This is a genomic window from Sphingomonas sp. RIT328 (assembly GCF_000632225.1).
Taxonomy (GTDB): Bacteria; Pseudomonadota; Alphaproteobacteria; order Sphingomonadales; family Sphingomonadaceae; genus Sphingomonas; species Sphingomonas kyungheensis.
Map to the genome: position 1 here is coordinate 125,437 of NZ_JFYV01000012.1, position 16,936 is coordinate 142,372.

Consider the following 16,936-nt stretch of genomic DNA (forward strand, 5'->3'; position numbering starts at 1 on the left):
CAATCCTCCGCGTGCCGGGGAGGATCGGATGACCCTCTGGACCGCCGCCGAGATCGCCGCCGCGACCGTCGGTACCGCCTCGGCCGACTTCGCCGTCACCGGCGTCGCCTTCGACAGCCGGGAGGTCGGGTCCGGCGATCTGTTCGTCGCGCTGACCGGCGAGAGCACCGACGGCCATCGCTTCCTGCCGCAGGCGTTCGCGCAAGGGGCGGCGGGGGCGATCGTCTCCGCGGCGAGCGAGCACCCCCATGTCCAAGTCGCCGATACCTTCGCCGCACTCAACGATCTCGGCCGCGCGGCGCGGGCGCGGATGGCGGGGACGGTGATCGGCGTCACCGGATCGGTCGGCAAGACCAGCGCCAAGGAAGCCCTGTTCGCCGCGCTCGACCGCTCGCTGCCCGGCGCGGTGCATCGCTCCGTGAAGAGCTACAACAACCATACCGGCGTGCCGCTCAGCCTCGCGCGCATGCCGCGCGACACGCGCGTCGGCGTGTTCGAGATGGGGATGAACCATGCGGGTGAGCTCGATACGCTGACCCGGCTGGTCCGGCCGCATATCGCAATCGTCACCGCGATCGCGCCCGCGCACACCGAATTCTTCCCCGACGAAAGCGCGATCGCCGACGCCAAGGGCGAGATCTTCCGCGGCCTCGAACCCGGCGGCACCGCGATCGTGCCCTATGACAGCCCCCATCGCGACCGGCTGATCGCCGCCGCCGCACCCTATGCGGCGCGCACCGTCACCTTCGGTCTCACCAAGGGCGCCGACGTCCGCGCGATCGAGGCGATGCGGCTGCCGACCGGCGGCTCGTTCGTCACCGCGCGGATCGGCGAACGCGAATTGTCGTTCACGCTGTCGCAGTCGGGGATGCACTGGGTGTCGAACGCGCTCGCGGTGCTGGCCGCGGTCGATGCGGCGGGTGCCGATCTCGCCCGCGCCGGTCTCGCGCTCGCCGAACTGGGCGGGCTCGCCGGGCGCGGTGCGCGCTTCCTCGCACCGCATGACGGCGGCGACCTGCTCGTCATCGACGAGAGCTACAATGCCAATCCCGCCTCGATGCGCGCGACGCTGGCGGTCCTCGCCGAGGAGCCGGGACGGCATATCGCGGTGCTCGGCGAGATGCGCGAACTCGGCGATGCGTCCGCCGGTTACCATGCCGCGCTCGCCGAACCGGTGCTCGCCGCGCAGGTCGAAGCGGCCGTCCTGGTCGGTGAAGCGATGGCGCCGCTGGCCAAGGCCCTTGAGGGACGGACACAAGTCGTCCATGTGGCCGACGCCGCTGCCGCGCTTGGCCGGTTGCACGCCCTGGCCCGCGCCGGGGATGCGGTGCTCGTCAAAGGATCGAACGGGGTCGGCTTGTCGCGGGTGATCGCGGGTCTTGCCGCCGCGGGCGATGAACGATCGCGGGGGATCGGAACGTAATGCTGTATTGGATCGCCGAGCATCTGGGGTTCACCGGTTTGCTGAACCTGATCCGCTACCAGTCCTTCCGGACCGGCGCGGCGGTCGCCACGGCGCTCTTCCTCGGCCTGATCATCGGCCCGCGCTTCATCGGCTGGCTGCGCGTCCGCCAGGGCAAGGGCCAGCCGATCCGCGCCGACGGGCCGCAGACGCATCTCGCCAAGCGCGGCACGCCGACGATGGGCGGGCTGATGATCCTCACCGCGATGAGCCTCGCCATCCTGATCTGGATGGACCTCAGCAACCCCTATGTCTGGTCGTGCCTGTTCGTGACCCTGGGGTTCGGCGCGATCGGCTTCATGGACGATTACGACAAGGTGCGTAAAGCCAGCACCGCCGGCGTCTCCGGTCGTACCCGGCTGCTGCTCGAATTCGCCATCGCCGGCATCGCCTCGTGGATCATCATGGGGCAGAACGGGCCGCACCTCTATCTGCCGTTCACCGACCGGCTGTACCTCGATCTCGGCTATGCCTTCCCGCTGTTCGCGGCCTTCACCATCGTCGCCTTCGGCAATGCGGTGAACCTTACCGACGGGCTCGACGGCCTGGCGACGATGCCGGTGATCATCGCCAGCGTCGCCTTCATGCTGATCGTCTACCTCGCGGGCAACGTGAAGTTCGCCACCTATCTCGGCATCCCGCACGTGCCGGGGGCAGGCGAGCTGGCGATCTTCTGCGGCGCGGTGATCGGCGCGGGGCTCGCCTTCCTGTGGTTCAATGCGCCGCCCGCGGCGGTGTTCATGGGCGATACCGGCAGCCTCGCGCTCGGCGGCGCGCTCGGCACGATCGCGGTGGTCGCGCATCACGAGATCGTGCTCGGCATCGTCGGCGGCCTGTTCGTCGTCGAGGCGCTGTCGGTGATCATCCAGGTGTTCTTCTACAAGCGCACCGGCAAGCGCGTCTTCCGCATGGCGCCGATCCACCATCATTTCGAGCAACTCGGCTGGAGCGAGCCGACGGTGGTGATCCGCTTCTGGATCATCAGCCTCGTGCTGGCGCTCGCCGGCCTGTCGACGTTGAAGCTGCGGTGATCACCAGCCCCGCCTTCGCCGGCCGCCGCTATGCGGTGCTCGGTCTCGCCCGCTCGGGCCTCGCGACCGCGCGCGCGCTGGCGGCGAGCGGTGCCTTCGTCGTCGGCTGGGACAGCGATCCGGCCGCACGCGCGCGCGCCGACGAGATCGACGGCGTCATCGTCCACGACATCGCCCTGCTCGACCTGACCGGGGCGGCGGGGCTGGTCGTCTCGCCCGGCGTGCCGCTCAACACGCATCCGCTCGTCGCCCAAGCCCGCGCGGCGGGGGTGCCGGTGATCGGCGATATCGAGCTGTTCGCGCAAGCGCGCGGCGACCTGCCGCCGCACCGCGTCGTCGGCATCACCGGCACCAACGGCAAGTCGACCACCACCGCGCTCGTCCACCATATCCTTGCCGGCGCGGGCGTGCCGACGCTGATGGGCGGCAACATCGGCCTGCCGGTCCTCGCGCAACAGCCGCTCGCCGAGGGCGGCGTCTACGTGCTCGAACTGTCGAGCTATCAGCTCGACCTGACCGAGCGGCTCGATTGCGAGGTGGCGGTGCTGCTCAACATCACCCCCGACCATCTCGACCGCTATGACGGCTTCGACGCTTATGCCGCCTCCAAGGCGCGGCTGTTCGCGATGCAGTCGCCGCGACATGACGCGATCATCGGCATCGGCGACGCCGCCTCCGCCGGCATCGCCCGAAGCCTGTCGGCGCGCGGCGAGCATCTCACCAAGATCGCGCCGGGCGTGTGCATGGACCAGTCGCGCTGGCCGGCGCTGCAAGGCCCGCACAATGCGCAGAACGCGCTCGCCGCGATCGCCGCGGTCAAGGCGCTCGGCGTGGCGGAGGTGGCGATCGACGCCGGCCTCGCCAGCTTCACCGGCCTGCCGCACCGGATGGAGACGGTGGCGATCCGCGACGGCGTGCGCTTCGTCGACGACAGCAAGGCGACCAATCCGGAAAGCGCCGCCCCGGCGCTCGGCGCGTTCGATCGCGTCCACTGGATCGTCGGCGGCAAGCGCAAGGGCGACGACCTCGACGCCTGCGCTCCCTATTTCGACCGGATCGTCGCCGCTTATACGATCGGCGAGGCGGCGGCGCTGTTCGCGTCGCTGCTCGACGGGCGGGTTCCGGCGGTGACGCAGAGCGGCGATCTCGCCACCGCGGTCGCGCAGGCGGCGGCGGCGGCGCGGGCGGGAGATGTCGTGCTCTTGTCGCCGGCCTGTGCTAGTTTCGACCAGTTCCGCGATTACGAGGAGCGCGGCGCCGCGTTCCGTGCTGCGGTGGAGGCTCTCGCATGACCAGTGCCGGCACGACCGAGGCTCCACGCGACAGCCTGATCGCCAAGGTCAAGCGGCGCGGCGGCCGCGGCGATCGGTCGCCGCTCGGCACCTGGTTCTGGGACATCGACCGGATGCTGCTGCTGCTCACCCTGTTCCTGATCGCGATCGGGCTGGTCGCGGTCGCCGCGGCGAGCCCCGCCACCGCGGTGCGCTATTCGGGCGAGCATCACCAGTTCACCCCGCTTTATTATTTCTGGCGGCAGCTGATCTGGGTCGGCGTGTCGCTGCCGGTGCTGTTCGGCGTGTCGATGCTGCCGGTGCCGCTCGCGCGGCGGCTGGCGATCAGCGGGGCGATCGTGCTGATCGCCTGCCTCGCGCTGACACCCTTCGTCGGCAACAGCATCAACGGCGCGCGGCGCTGGGTCGGTTACGGCTTCGCACAGTTCCAGCCGTCCGAATTCCTCAAGCCGCTGTTCATCGTCACCGTCGCCTGGCTGCTGTCGCTGAAGGCCAAGGACCCGGAGCTGCCGACGGTGGCGATCACCGGCGCGCTGACCGGGCTGATCGCGGTGCTGCTGATGATGCAGCCCGATTTCGGCCAGACCGTGATCTTCTGCACCGTATGGATGGCGCTGTTGATGATCGCCGGCACGTCGATGCGCGTGCTCGGCGGGATCATCGCGCTGGTCCCGATCGGGCTGGGGGCGGCCTACATGTTCTACGGCACCGCGCGCAATCGCATCGACGCCTTCCTGTTCCCGAGCGTCGAGGGCGAGGGGGCGAGCGACCATTTCCAGACCAACGCCGCGCATGCGACGATCACCAGCGGCGGCTGGACCGGCACCGGACCCGGCGGCGGCACGGTCAAGTTCGGCCTGCCCGAAGCGCATACGGATTATATCTATTCGGTGATCGGCGAGGAATTCGGGCTGATCGCCTGCGCGATCATCGCCATCGTCTTCCTCGCCATCGTCGTGCGCGTGTTCGTCAAGCTGCTCGACGAGCAGGACGAGTTCAAACTGCTTGCCGCCTCGGGGCTGGCGGTGCAATTCGGCGCGCAGGCGTTGGTGTCGATGGCGGTGAATACCGGGCTGGCGCCGTCCAAGGGCATGACGCTGCCGTTCATCAGCTATGGCGGATCGTCGATGATCGCGCTGTCGATCGGCATGGGGCTGCTGCTCGCATTCACGCGGCGCAATCCGTTCCTGACGCGCAGCCCGTATGTGGTGAGATGGGGATCCAATTGAGCAAGCATTACGTCCTCGCCGCAGGTGGCACGGGGGGGCATATGGTCCCCGCCGCGGCGCTGGCCGAGGAACTGACGCGTCGCGGCCATCGCGTCGCCTTGATCAGCGACCAGCGCGGCGTGCGCTTCCCCGGCCTGTTCGACGGCATCCAGACGCACGTGCTGCCGGCCGGGCGCTTCCAGGCGAAGCGGCCGCAGGGCTGGCCGTCGGCGGTGCGCGAGATGCTGCGCGGCCGGGCGATGGCGCGTGAACTGTACCGGACGTTCAAGCCCGCGGCGGTGATCGGCTTCGGCGGCTATCCGGCGATGCCGGCGCTGCTCGCCGCCTTCGCCGACAAGATCCCGACCGCGGTACACGAACAGAATGCGGTGCTCGGCCGCGTCAATCGCCTCGTCGCCGGCAAGGTGGATGCGATCGCCACCTCATATGCGACGACCGAGCGGCTCGCCGCCAAGCACGAGGGCAAGGTCCATCTCGTCGGCAATCCGGTGCGCGACGCGGTGCTCGCGCTGCGCGACCGGCCCTATCCGCTGCTGGAGGAGGACGGCATCTTCCGCGTCCTCGTCACCGGCGGCAGCCAGGGGGCGAGCATCCTCAGCCAGGTCGTGCCCGACGGTCTGGCGATGCTGCCGATCACCTTCCGCCGCCGCCTGCAGGTGACGCATCAGGCGCGGATCGAGGATATCGACGCGGTGCGCGCGCAATATGCCGAGCATCAGATCCCGGCCGAGCTCGCCACCTATCTGCCCGACATGCCCGAACAGCTCGCCTGGGCGCATCTCGTCATCGCCCGCGCCGGAGCGTCGACGATCGCCGAACTGACCGCGGCGGGTCGGCCGGCGATCCTGGTGCCGCTGCCCGGCGCGACCGACGATCACCAGACAGCCAATGCGCGTGAGATCACCCGCGCCGGTGGCGCGCGCACGATCCCGCAGCCGGAGTTCACCGCGGTGGAACTCGCCAAGCAGATGCAGAAGCTCGGGCTAGACCCGCTCGCGCTCGAAAATGCCGCATCGCGGGCGAAGAGTGTCGGTCGCCCGCATGCGGTGCGCGACCTCGCCGATCTGGTCGAGAGCCTCGATTCGCCGCGCGCGCGCCTGCCGGTCGGCAAGGCCGCCCCGCGGCAGGAGGCATTCGCATGATCCGCGGCGTCGCCACCGACATCGGTCCGATCCACTTCGTCGGGATCGGCGGGATCGGCATGTCGGGCATCGCCGAGGTGATGAAGAACCTCGGCTATACCGTGCAGGGCTCCGACGTCGCCGAAAGCTATGTCGTGCAGGGCCTGCGCGACAAGGGCATCGCCGTGTCGATCGGCCATGCCGCCGGCAACGTCGCCGACGCGGCGGTGGTGGTGGTCTCGACCGCGATCACCCGCTCGAACCCGGAGGTCGAGGCGGCGATGGAGAAGCGCATCCCCGTCGTCCGCCGCGCCGAGATGCTCGCCGAGCTGATGCGCCTCAAATCGACCGTCGCGGTGGCGGGGACGCACGGCAAGACGACGACCACCTCGATGGTCGCGGCGCTGCTCGACGCGGGCGGAGTCGATCCGACCGTCATCAACGGCGGCATCATCAACAGCTATGGCTCGAACGCCCGGCTCGGCGCGTCGGACTGGATGGTGGTCGAGGCGGACGAGAGCGACGGCAGCTTCCTGCGCCTCGACGGCACGATCGCGGTGGTCACCAATATCGATCCCGAACATCTCGATCATTATGGCAGCTTCGACGCGGTCAAGGACGCCTTCGTCGAATTCGTCGAGAACGTGCCCTTCTACGGCGCGGCCCTGCTCTGCCTCGATCACCCCGAGGTGCAGAACGTGCTGCCGCGGGTGCGCGACCGCCGCGTCGTCACCTATGGCTTCTCGGCGCAGGCGGATATCCGCGGCGTCGACGTGACGCCGGTGCCGGGCGGCAACCGCTTCGCCTGCGTGGTGCGCGAGCGCGACGGCAGCGTGCGCACGATCGAGGGGATCGAACTGCCGATGCCCGGTCGCCACAACGTCCAGAACGCGCTGGCCGCGATCGGCGTCGCGCTCGAGCTCGGCATCCCCGATGCGACGATCCAGCAGGGCTTTTCCGCCTTCGGCGGGGTCAAGCGCCGCTTCACCAAGGTCGGCGAGGTCGCGGTCGACGGCGGCTTCGTCACGATCATCGACGATTACGGCCATCATCCGGTCGAGATCCGCGCGGTGCTCGCCGCGGCGCGCGAGGGCGCGAAGGGGCGGGTGATCGCGGTCGTCCAGCCGCATCGCTTCTCGCGGCTCGGCAATCTGATGGAAGACTTCCAGACCGCGTTCAACGATGCCGACCGCGTCCTCGTCACGCCGGTCTATGCCGCAGGCGAGGCGCCGGTCGCGGGAGTCGACGCGCAGGCGCTGGTCGACGGCCTCAAGCGCCGCGGCCACCGCTCTGCGGCGACGGTCGCCGATGCCGCCGCGCTGGCGGAGGAGCTCGCCGCGACCGTGCAGGCGGACGATATGATCGTCTGCCTCGGCGCGGGGGACATCACCAAATGGGCGGCGGGGCTGGCCAAGGCGATCGGAGAGCGGCGATGAAGGACTGGTTCGACGCGGGAATCACCCTGCAGAAGCAGATGCTCGACGCGCAGCGCAAGACGCTCGAGGCGAGCGGCCAGGCGGTCGGCGCGGGCGAGGCGCTCGTCCAGGCGCAGGAGGCGACGCGCAAGGCCGCCGAGGCCAATCTCGCCGCCTTCCAGGCGTGGACGCGACTATGGGGCGTCGGCCCGTGGTGATCGACCTGCCGGCCGTGCGCGGGCGCCTGACCGAGCGCGCGCCGCTGGCGCCGCTCGTCTGGTTCAAGGCGGGCGGCGCGGCGCAATGGCTGTTCGAGCCGCAGGATGCCGACGATCTCGCCGCCTTCCTGCGCGACTGCGACCCGGCGGTGCCGGTGATGCCGCTCGGGCTGGGTTCGAACCTGATCGTCCGCGACGGTGGCGTGCCGGGCGTGGTGGTGCGGCTCGGCAAGGCGTTCGCGCAGGTGCAGCGGATCGACGCGACGACGTTGCGCTGCGGCGGCGGCGCCAGCGGTATCCTCGTCTCGTCGACGGCGCGCGATGCCGGGATCGGCGGGATCGAATTTCTGCGCTCGATCCCCGGCACGGTCGGCGGCTTCGTGCGGATGAACGGCGGCGCCTATGGCCGCGAGGTCAAGGACGTGCTGGTCGAGGCAGAGGTGGTGCTGCGCTCGGGCGAACGCCGGACGCTGTCGCTTGGCCAGCTCGGCTATACCTATCGGCACAGCGAACTGCCGCCCGGCGCGGTGGTGGTCGCCGCGACCTTCCGCGGCCACGCCGCCGAACCCGCCGCGATCGCCGCGGAGATGGACCGGATCGCCGCCGAGCGCGAGGCGTCGCAGCCGCTGCGCTCGAAGACCGGCGGATCGACCTTCAAGAACCCGCCCGGCCACAAGGCCTGGGCGCTGATCGACGCCGCCGGCTGTCGCGGGCTCACCCGCGGCGATGCGCAGGTGTCGGAGAAACATTGCAATTTCCTGCTCAACCTCGGCACCGCCAGCGCGGCGGCAATCGAGGCCTTGGGCGAAGAGGTGCGGGACAAGGTGAAGGCGCATTCGGGGGTGACGCTGGAATGGGAAATTCAGCGGGTCGGGGTGGCGAAGTGATGCACATCGCGGTCTTGATGGGCGGCTGGTCCGCCGAACGGCCGGTGTCGCTGCAATCGGGCAACGGCTGTGCCGACGCGCTCGAATCGCTCGGCCATCGCGTCACCCGGATCGACATGCAGGCCGATGTCGCGCTGCGCCTCGCCGAGGCGAAGCCCGATCTCGTCTTCAACGCGCTGCACGGTTCGCCGGGCGAGGACGGCAGCGTGCAGGGCATGCTCGACCTGATGGGCATCCCCTATACCCATTCGGGCCTCGCCACGTCGGTGATCGCGATCGACAAGGTGCTGACCAAGCAGGTGCTCGTCCCCGCCGGCGTGCCGATGCCCGGCGGCCGCATCGTCCGCTCCGCCGAGATCTTCGAGCGTGATCCGTTGCAGCGGCCCTATGTGCTCAAGCCCGTCAACGAAGGCTCGTCGGTCGGCGTCGCGATCGTCACCGACGACGGCAATTACGGCAATCCGATCGGGCGCGACGTCGCCGGTCCGTGGCAGGAATTCAGCGAATTGCTCGCCGAACCCTATGTCCGCGGCCGCGAGCTGACCACGGCGGTGCTTGGCGAGCGGGCACTCGGCGTCACCGAGTTGAAGCCCAAGACCGGCTGGTACGATTTCGACGCCAAATATACCGACGGCCTGACCGAACACGTCTGCCCCGCCGACATTCCCGATGTGATCGCCGACGCCTGCAAGAGCCTCGCGCTCGAAGCGCATCGCCTGCTCGGCTGCAAGGGCGCGTCGCGTTCTGATTTCCGCTGGGACGACGAACGCGGCGTCGACGGCCTGTTCCTGCTCGAGGTCAATACCCAGCCGGGGATGACGCCGCTCAGCCTCGTCCCCGAACAGGCGCGGCATATCGGCATGAGCTATGCCGAGCTCGTCCAGGCGATCGTCGACGAGGCGCTGCGCGACGGCGCGCTCAAGGTCCGTGCGGGATGAGCCGGACGATCAAACGCGGGCCGCCGCCCAAGCGGCCGACCGGCCGGCGCAAGCAGCCGGTGCGCAAGGCGTCGCTGTTCGAGCGCGCCGTCGCCGCCGTGCCGGTCAGCGAGGAGACGATCCGCAAGGCGGCGACCTGGACGATCACCGGCGGCGGCATCGCGCTCGCGCTCGCCGCGGTGACGTGGATCGGCATCCCCGGCATGATCGGCTCCGCCATCGCCGAAGGGGCGGGGCAGGCGGGCTTCCGCGTCGAGCAGATCGAGGTGACCGGCCTCAAGCGGATGGACCGGATGAGCGTCTATGCGGTCGCGCTCGATCAGCAGAGCCGCGCGATGCCGCTCGTCGATCTGGAGGCGGTGCGCCAGAAGCTGCTGCGCTACGGCTGGATCGCCGACGCGCACGTCTCGCGCCGGCTGCCCGATACGCTGCTGGTCGACATCGTCGAGCGCAGCCCGGCGGCGGTGTGGCAGGACAATGGCCAATTGACGCTGATCGACAAGGACGGCGTGCTGCTCGAACCGGTGCGGCCCGACGCCATTCCCGACCTGCCGCTGGTGATCGGCCCCGGCGCGGACCGGCAGGAGGCGGGCTATCAGGCGCTGCTTGCCGCCGCGCCCGCGCTCAAGCCGCGCGTCAAAGCGGCGACCTGGATCGGCAACCGCCGTTGGGACCTGACCTTCGACAGCGGCGAGACGCTCGCGCTGCCCGAGGATGGCGCGCCCGCGGCACTGCTCAAATTCGCCGAGCTGGACGGCGCACGGCCGCTGCTCGGGCGCGGCTGGATCCGGTTCGACATGCGCGATCCGAGCAAATTGGTCGCACGCAAGCCGGGGGCGAGCATGGCGCATAACGTGCCGGACCCGAGCGAGGTGGCGACACCATCGACCGACACGACCAACACGCGAGCGGGGGCTGAGGGGTAATGGCGAAGGTTGCACCGGAAGGTTTGATCACGGCGCTCGACATCGGGTCGTCCAAGGTCTCGGCGATGATCGCGCAGAAGGGCGACGGCGGCGAGCTGATCGTGCTCGGCACCGGCCAGCGCGAGAGCCGCGGCGTCAAGCGCGGCTATATCGCCGACATGGGCGCGACCGAGGCGGCGGTGCGCGAGGCGGTCGAGCAGGCGGAGCGGATCGCCGGCATCAACATCGAGAACGTCTGGGTCGGCTTCTCCGCCGGCGGGCTGGTCAGCGACGTCGCCGAGGTCGAGTTCGAACTGGGCGGCCATCGCGTCGAACAGCAGGACATCGACGCGCTGCTCACGGCCGGACGCAATTCGATCGACCCGCAGGGGCGGATGGTGCTGCACGCGCAGCCGGCGCTCTACACGCTCGACGGGCTGACCGGCGTCAAGAAGCCGCTCGGCCTCCATGCCGACCGGCTCGGCGTCCACATCCACGTCGTCGCGGCGGACGGATCGCCGGTGCGCAACCTCGATCTGTGCGTCCGCTCGGCGCATCTCGAGGTCAAGTCGATCATCGCCTCGCCGGTCGCGACCGGGCTCGCCTGCCTGTCCGACGAGGAGCGCGAACTCGGCGTCGCCCTGGTCGAGCTGGGGGCGGGGATCACCAACGTCTCGCTGTTCGCGGGCGGCATGCTCGTCGGCCTTTGCTCGATCCCGATGGGTGGGCAGGACATCACCGACGACATCGCCTCCGCCTTCGGCACCCGCCGCGCGCAGGCCGAGCGGATGAAGTGCTTCCACGGCTCCGCCAATGCGAGCCCGCGCGACAATCACGAGATGATCCCGGTAATGCCGATCGCCGCCGAGGACGACGTGCACGGCGGCATGCAGATCACCAAGGCGCAGCTGATCGGCATCGTCCGCCAGCGGCTCGAGCATCAGATGGACGAGATTCGCAAATCGCTCGCCCAGTTGAAGTTCGAAGGGCCGGTCGGGCGGCAGGTGGTGCTGACCGGTGGCGGCGCCGAGTTGAAGGGCATCGCCGATTATGCGCAGCAGGCGCTCGGCCGCTCGGTGCGGATCGGCCGCCCGCGCGGGCTGACCGCCTTGCCCGAGGCGCATGGCGGCCCGGCCTTCGCGACGCTGGCCGGGCTCGCCTTCTACGCGGCGGCGGATCCGATCGATCTGCGCGGGGTCGCGCCCCAGCAAACTACGGTTCATCGCCAGCGTGGCATGGGCATGATGCGCAAGCTCATCCAGGCGGCGCGGGCAAATTATTGAACGCCGATGACGGCTTAGGCGCGTTTTCAGTGGCACCGCATGAGTCGTTGAGGCAAAAGGTTAAATCAGTGTCCCGGCGCGTTTTCCCGGATGGGGCGGAGAAAGTTAGGCCATGAGCATCGAATTCATCACTCCCGAGGTCGACGAACTGACCCCCCGTATTGCCGTGATCGGCGTCGGTGGCGCCGGCGGCAACGCCATCGCCAACATGATGCGGGCGGACGTGCAGGGCGTCGACTTCCTCGTCGCCAATACCGATGCGCAGGCGCTCAAGTCGTCGATCGCGCCGCACCGCATCCAGCTCGGCGCGAAGATCACCCAGGGCCTCGGCGCCGGTTCGCGGCCCGAGATCGGCCGCGCCGCGGCGGAAGAGACGATCGACGACCTCGCCAAGCGGCTCGAGGGCGCGCACATGTGCTTCATCGCCGCCGGCATGGGCGGCGGCACCGGTACGGGGGCGGCGCCGGTGATCGCCAAGGCGGCGCGCGACATGGGCATCCTTACCGTCGGTGTCGTGACCAAGCCGTTCAGCTTCGAAGGCAACCGCCGCGCCAAGAGTGCCGACGGCGGCATCGAGGAGCTGCAGAAGTACGTCGATACGCTGATCGTCATCCCCAACCAGAACCTCTTCCTGATCGCCAATGCGAACACGACCTTCAAGGAAGCGTTCGAGATGGCGGACGAGGTGCTGCAGCAGGGCGTGCGCGGCATCACCGACCTGATGGTCATGCCCGGACTCATCAACCTCGACTTCGCCGACGTCCGCTCGGTGATGCAGGAGATGGGCAAGGCGATGATGGGCACCGGCGAGGCAAGCGGCGACAATCGCGCGCTCGAGGCGGCGCAGAAGGCGATCGCCAACCCGCTGCTCGACGGCGTGTCGATGCAGGGCGCCAAGGGCGTCATCATCTCGATCACCGGCGGCGACGACATGCGCCTGCTCGAAGTCGACGAAGCCGCGAATCACATCCGCGATCTGGTCGATCCCGATGCCAACATCATCTGGGGCTCGGCGTTCAATCCCGAGCTGGAAGGCCGCATCCGCGTGTCGGTGGTCGCCACCGGCATCGATTCGGAGGTCAAGCCGGGCGCTGCCGCGCCGGCACCGGAAGCGACCAAGTCGTTCAGCTTCGGCATGGGCCGCAAGACCGACGACAGCACCTCGTTCCGCCCGACCGGCACGAGCGCGCCCGAAGCCCCGGCGGCGCCCGCGCCCGTCGCTGCGCCCGCACCGGCGCCCGCGCCGCTCGACCTCCAGCAGACCGATGCGGTCAAGCCGGAGCCGGCGGCGAGCGACGACGAGCTGGTGCTCGGCGCCGAGACGATCGTGCCCCCGGCGCCGCAGCCCAAGCCGTACGGCGAGCCCTATGCGCGCGCCGCCGCGCCCGAGCCGGCACGCCGCTATATCGCCCCCGGCAGCGAGGCGGCAACGCCCGACGTCACGCCGCAGCCGCGCGTCAAGCTCGGCGGCACGCTGTTCGAGCGGATGTCCAATGCCGCGCGCGGACCGGCGCGCGACGACAGCGGCGAAGAGGCCAAGGACCCGATCGACATCCCGCGCTTCCTGCATCGCCAGAACAACCAGTAACGCTGTTCCCCGACTCCGCGCCGCCGATCCGTTCGGGATCGGGCGGGGCGGCGTCGGGCTGGTCCCATCCCCCCGCAGCGCCCACAGGCGAGGGTTCGTCGCCGCGCAGCCACCGTTCGCCGCGGCGGCGCGGCCCGGACATTGCCGGTTCAGCACCGCTCGGCTCTAGTCGCCCAGACCCCATGCGCCCTTCGATCCTCGCCCTTCTCGCGTCCGTCGCCTGCGTGCTGGCGACAGCGCCTGCCGCTCTGTCCGCCCAGGAAGTGGTGCAGGCGCTGCCCGGCACCACCGATGCCGACCGGCTCGCCGAGCAGATGCGCGCGCTGGCCGCCAATCCACGCGACCTCAACGCACTGATCGCCGCGGCCGATCTGTCGCTGTCGCTCGGCGATCTCAGCGGCGCCGCCTCGCTCTATGCGCGCGCCGAGAAGATCGCGGCGAGCGATCCGCGGATCAAGGTGGGCGAGGGCGCGATCCTGGTCCGCTCCGAACGGCCCGGCGAGGCGCTGCGCTATTTCGCGCAGGCCGAGGCGGCGGGGGCGGACCCGCGCGGCTTCGCAGGCGATCGCGGCCTCGCCTACGATCTGATCGGCCAGCAGGAGCGCGCGCAACGCGACTATCGGCTCGCGCTCAAGACGCGCCCGGACGACGAGATCGTCAAGCGCTACGCCCTGTCGCTCGGCATTTCGGGCAAGCGCGACGCCGCGCTCGAACAGCTCGATCCGCTGCTTCGCAAGACCGATCGCAGCGCCTGGCGCATCCGCGCCTTCATCCTCGCGATGGGCGGCGATCAGGCCGGCGCCGAGAAGATCGCGACGACGATGCTGCCGGCGGGCATGGCGCAGGGTCTGCTGCCCTTCTTCCAGCGGCTGCCGACGCTGCCCGCCGCCGACCGCGCCTTTGCGGTCCATTTCGGCGAGGTGCACAGCACGCCCGAGCGGATCGCCGATGCGCGGCTCGCGCCGGCGCTGCCCTATCTCGCGCCCGAAGTCCTACCGGTCGCGGTGGCCGCGGCGCAGCCCGCGCCTGCGGTGCAGACCGGCAAGCGCCGCCGCAGCAATGGTCGTGACGAGCGGGTGGCGCTTGCCGCCAACAGCCGGACGGCGCGCAGTGCAACACCCGCGCCCACACCCACGCCGGCGCCTGTGGCGGCTGCTGCGGTCGCGCCGCCGCCGAGCTACCAGCAGGCGGCCGCCGCGCTGACCCGCATCCAGCCGCTGCCGACGACGACGCGCGCGCCGGTGACCTATGCCGGCAACGCGCCGGCCGTTCCGGTGCGCAGCGCTACCCCGACGCCGACGCCGACCCCCGCGACGACCACCGCACCGGTGCAACTCGCGGCGGTGCAGCCGCGCACGACGCTGCCCGCCGCGGTGCCGTCGCCAACGCGCGCGCCCGCCACCAGTTATACGCCGGCCGCCGCAGGAGCCGCGGCGCCGGCCACCGCCACCGCGGTGACGAACGCCCCCGCGCCTGGCTTCACGAGCACGCCGGCCGCGACCGTCACGCCGTCGCCAGCACCGGCTGCGTCAATCAAGCCGACGCCCGCACCCGGCTTCGTCAGCGCGCCTGCGACGGCGACGACGCAAACCGCCTCGACACCGGCGACGACCCCGGCAGCCGCGCCGAACTTCACCGCGCCGCCCTCGCGCGCCGAGGCGGACAGCGTGCTCGCGCGGATCGTCGCCGGCCTGTCGATCCCGGCGTCGGAACTGGGCGTGGTCGAGCCGGCCCGCGCCGCGCCAGCGACGGTGCCGCCCGCCGACACCGCCGCGCGCGTCCTCGCCGAAGCCAAGGCCAAGGAGGAGCGCGACGCCGCCGCCGAGCGCGCGCTCGCGGCGCAGGCCGTGGCCGACAAGCGCGCCGCCGACCGCAAGGCCGCGGCGGACAAGAAGGCGCTCGCCGCCAAGAAACTCGCCGACGAGAAGAAGGCCGTCGACGCCAAGGCCGCGGCGGAGGAGCGCAAGGCCGCTGCCGAGGAGAAGCGGCTCGCCCGCGCCAATCCGGCACGGATCTGGGTCCAGGTCGCCGGCGGCGCGAACGAGAATGATCTCGCCAAGGCCTATAGCGCGGTCAAGGCCAAGGCGCCGGCGGTGTTCGGCAGCCGCAGCGCCTGGACGACGCCGCTGCGCGCGACCAATCGCGTCCTCGTCGGCCCGTTCAAGACCGATGCGGAGGCGCGCAGCTTCGTCAACCAGCTCAAGAAGGAAGGCGTGTCGACCTTCACCTTCACCAGCGACGCCGGGCAGGTGGTGAGCCGGCTCGGCAGCGGCGGATCATCGGGCAAGTGAGCGTGCGCGCGCCCTGGGCTTCCAACCCGGCGCGCAGCAGAGGTCGCCTTCACGAGGAACAGAACGGGATCGCGCCGCAGCCGGTGCGCGGCCCACGCGACGATTTCCAGCGCGACCGCGACCGCATCATCCATTCGATCAGCTTCCGCCGGCTGCGCCACAAGACGCAGGTGTTCATGGCACCGGACGGCGATCACTTCCGCGTCCGCCTGACCCATAGTCTCGAGGTCGCGCAGATCGGCCGCACCATCGCGCGCGTGCTCGGGCTCAACGAGGATCTGACCGAGGCGCTGTGTCTGGCGCACGATATCGGCCATCCGCCGTTCGGCCATGCCGGCGAGGATGCGTTGCGCGCGGCGCTCGCCGAGGCCGGGGGCTTCGATCACAACGGCCATACGCTGCGCACCTTGACGCGGATCGAACGGCCCTATCCGCGCTGGGACGGGCTCAACCTGACGTGGGAGACGCTCGAAGGACTGGCCAAGCATAACGGGCCGGTGCGGCATCCCGGCTGGGCGCTGCGCGCCGCGGACGCCGACTTCCCGCTCGATCTCACCAGCCACGCCAGTCTCGAGGCGCAGGTCGCGGCGCTGGCGGACGACATCGCCTATGACAATCACGATATCGACGACGGTCTGCGTGCCGGGCTGCTGACGCTCGACCAGCTGCTCGAGGTACCGGTGGTGGCGCGCGGCTGGCGGGCGGCGTGCGCACGCTTCCCCGACGTCGCGCCCAAGCGGCTGGCGAGCGAATTGATCCGCAGCCAGATCGGCACGATGGTCAACGACCTGATCGAGGAGACGCGCGCCCGTATCGCCGCCTCGGGCGTGACCAGCGCCGACGACGTGCGTCAGGCGGGCGTCGCGCTCTGCGGCTTTTCCGCGACGATGCGCGAGGAGGAGCGGGACCTCAAACGTTTCATGTACGCCAATCTCTACCATCATCCGCGCCAGCTCGCCGCGGCGGAGGCGGCGCATGGCATCGTCGCCGGCCTGTTCGCCGTCTATCGCGATGACCCGAGCGCGATGAGCCCCGAATGGGCGGAGGAGGTGCCTAATGCCGAACCCGACCGAAGCCGCCACATCGCCGACTTCATCGCCGGCATGACCGACCGCTATGCGATTTCCCGCTATCGCGCGCTGATCGGCGACATCGCACTGCCGGAAGGCTTCTAGGACCGCTGTCATGGGTCAGCCCGGTGCCGGGCGAAGAGCCGCGCCGACGCACGCGATAACGCCCGCATTTGAACCATCCCCGCGACTAAGCTAGAGCGATC

Annotated in this window: 14 protein-coding genes; all 14 read left to right on the forward strand. The window is 70.3% G+C overall.

Going from position 1 to position 16,936, the window contains the following annotated elements:
• The first annotated feature begins 28 nt into the window (after window positions 1–28).
• The gene (locus BW41_RS06980; RefSeq protein WP_037532871.1) at window positions 29–1,423 is read left to right on the forward strand and encodes a UDP-N-acetylmuramoyl-tripeptide--D-alanyl-D-alanine ligase; all 1,395 of its coding nucleotides are present in this window, start codon (window positions 29–31) and stop codon (window positions 1,421–1,423) included.
• Window positions 1,423–2,493 (forward strand): phospho-N-acetylmuramoyl-pentapeptide-transferase, encoded by a 1,071-nt coding sequence (gene mraY / locus BW41_RS06985; RefSeq protein WP_037532876.1) that lies wholly within the window; start codon window positions 1,423–1,425, stop codon window positions 2,491–2,493. Before BW41_RS06980 ends, mraY begins: the two co-directional genes overlap by 1 nt.
• A complete protein-coding gene (murD, locus tag BW41_RS06990) occupies window positions 2,490–3,785 on the forward strand; it encodes a UDP-N-acetylmuramoyl-L-alanine--D-glutamate ligase (RefSeq protein ID WP_037532879.1) in 1,296 nt (431 codons plus the stop codon). Before mraY ends, murD begins: the two co-directional genes overlap by 4 nt.
• The gene (locus tag BW41_RS06995; RefSeq protein WP_037532882.1) at window positions 3,782–5,014 is read left to right on the forward strand and encodes an FtsW/RodA/SpoVE family cell cycle protein; all 1,233 of its coding nucleotides are present in this window, start codon (window positions 3,782–3,784) and stop codon (window positions 5,012–5,014) included. Before murD ends, BW41_RS06995 begins: the two co-directional genes overlap by 4 nt.
• Window positions 4,999–6,156 (forward strand): undecaprenyldiphospho-muramoylpentapeptide beta-N-acetylglucosaminyltransferase, encoded by a 1,158-nt coding sequence (murG, locus tag BW41_RS07000; RefSeq protein WP_037532883.1) that lies wholly within the window; start codon window positions 4,999–5,001, stop codon window positions 6,154–6,156. The genes BW41_RS06995 and murG overlap by 16 nt, the downstream gene beginning before the upstream one ends.
• Window positions 6,156–7,571, forward strand: coding sequence for a UDP-N-acetylmuramate--L-alanine ligase (gene murC / locus BW41_RS07005; RefSeq protein ID WP_200870373.1), 1,416 nt, complete (start codon window positions 6,156–6,158; stop codon window positions 7,569–7,571). The genes murG and murC overlap by 1 nt, the downstream gene beginning before the upstream one ends.
• Window positions 7,568–7,768 (forward strand): hypothetical protein, encoded by a 201-nt coding sequence (locus BW41_RS07010; protein WP_037532888.1) that lies wholly within the window; start codon window positions 7,568–7,570, stop codon window positions 7,766–7,768. Before murC ends, BW41_RS07010 begins: the two co-directional genes overlap by 4 nt.
• The gene (gene murB / locus BW41_RS07015; protein ID WP_200870366.1) at window positions 7,747–8,655 is read left to right on the forward strand and encodes a UDP-N-acetylmuramate dehydrogenase; all 909 of its coding nucleotides are present in this window, start codon (window positions 7,747–7,749) and stop codon (window positions 8,653–8,655) included. Before BW41_RS07010 ends, murB begins: the two co-directional genes overlap by 22 nt.
• Window positions 8,655–9,593, forward strand: coding sequence for a D-alanine--D-alanine ligase (locus BW41_RS07020; RefSeq protein WP_037532890.1), 939 nt, complete (start codon window positions 8,655–8,657; stop codon window positions 9,591–9,593). The genes murB and BW41_RS07020 overlap by 1 nt, the downstream gene beginning before the upstream one ends.
• Window positions 9,590–10,519 (forward strand): cell division protein FtsQ/DivIB, encoded by a 930-nt coding sequence (locus tag BW41_RS07025; protein WP_051583318.1) that lies wholly within the window; start codon window positions 9,590–9,592, stop codon window positions 10,517–10,519. The genes BW41_RS07020 and BW41_RS07025 overlap by 4 nt, the downstream gene beginning before the upstream one ends.
• On the forward strand, window positions 10,519–11,781 hold the full coding sequence (ftsA, locus tag BW41_RS07030; RefSeq protein WP_037532891.1) for a cell division protein FtsA: 1,263 nt from the start codon (window positions 10,519–10,521) through the stop codon (window positions 11,779–11,781). The genes BW41_RS07025 and ftsA overlap by 1 nt, the downstream gene beginning before the upstream one ends.
• 112 nt (window positions 11,782–11,893) lie before the next feature.
• A complete protein-coding gene (gene ftsZ, locus BW41_RS07035) occupies window positions 11,894–13,369 on the forward strand; it encodes a cell division protein FtsZ (protein WP_037532892.1) in 1,476 nt (491 codons plus the stop codon).
• 182 nt (window positions 13,370–13,551) lie between these two features.
• Complete coding sequence (locus BW41_RS07040; protein WP_037532894.1) at window positions 13,552–15,660, forward strand: SPOR domain-containing protein; 2,109 nt, start codon at window positions 13,552–13,554, stop codon at window positions 15,658–15,660.
• Window positions 15,657–16,835: a deoxyguanosinetriphosphate triphosphohydrolase gene (locus BW41_RS07045; protein ID WP_037532896.1), complete on the forward strand. Its 1,179-nt coding sequence runs from the start codon at window positions 15,657–15,659 to the stop codon at window positions 16,833–16,835. The genes BW41_RS07040 and BW41_RS07045 overlap by 4 nt, the downstream gene beginning before the upstream one ends.
• Window positions 16,836–16,936 lie beyond the last annotated feature (101 nt).

What these genes read in the sequence shown, in the direction of transcription:
- murG (WP_037532883.1), top strand. Translation starts at nt 4,999, where the DNA reads ATGGGGATCCAATTGAGCAAGCATTACGTCCTCGCCGCAGGTGGCACG.
- BW41_RS07010 (WP_037532888.1), top strand. Translation starts at nt 7,568, where the DNA reads ATGAAGGACTGGTTCGACGCGGGAATCACCCTGCAGAAGCAGATGCTC.
- BW41_RS06980 (WP_037532871.1), top strand. Translation starts at nt 29, where the DNA reads ATGACCCTCTGGACCGCCGCCGAGATCGCCGCCGCGACCGTCGGTACC.
- ftsA (WP_037532891.1), top strand. Translation starts at nt 10,519, where the DNA reads ATGGCGAAGGTTGCACCGGAAGGTTTGATCACGGCGCTCGACATCGGG.
- murB (WP_200870366.1), top strand. Translation starts at nt 7,747, where the DNA reads ATGGGGCGTCGGCCCGTGGTGATCGACCTGCCGGCCGTGCGCGGGCGC.
- BW41_RS07040 (WP_037532894.1), top strand. Translation starts at nt 13,552, where the DNA reads ATGCGCCCTTCGATCCTCGCCCTTCTCGCGTCCGTCGCCTGCGTGCTG.
- BW41_RS07025 (WP_051583318.1), top strand. Translation starts at nt 9,590, where the DNA reads ATGAGCCGGACGATCAAACGCGGGCCGCCGCCCAAGCGGCCGACCGGC.
- ftsZ (WP_037532892.1), top strand. Translation starts at nt 11,894, where the DNA reads ATGAGCATCGAATTCATCACTCCCGAGGTCGACGAACTGACCCCCCGT.
- BW41_RS06995 (WP_037532882.1), top strand. Translation starts at nt 3,782, where the DNA reads ATGACCAGTGCCGGCACGACCGAGGCTCCACGCGACAGCCTGATCGCC.
- BW41_RS07020 (WP_037532890.1), top strand. Translation starts at nt 8,655, where the DNA reads ATGCACATCGCGGTCTTGATGGGCGGCTGGTCCGCCGAACGGCCGGTG.
- mraY (WP_037532876.1), top strand. Translation starts at nt 1,423, where the DNA reads ATGCTGTATTGGATCGCCGAGCATCTGGGGTTCACCGGTTTGCTGAAC.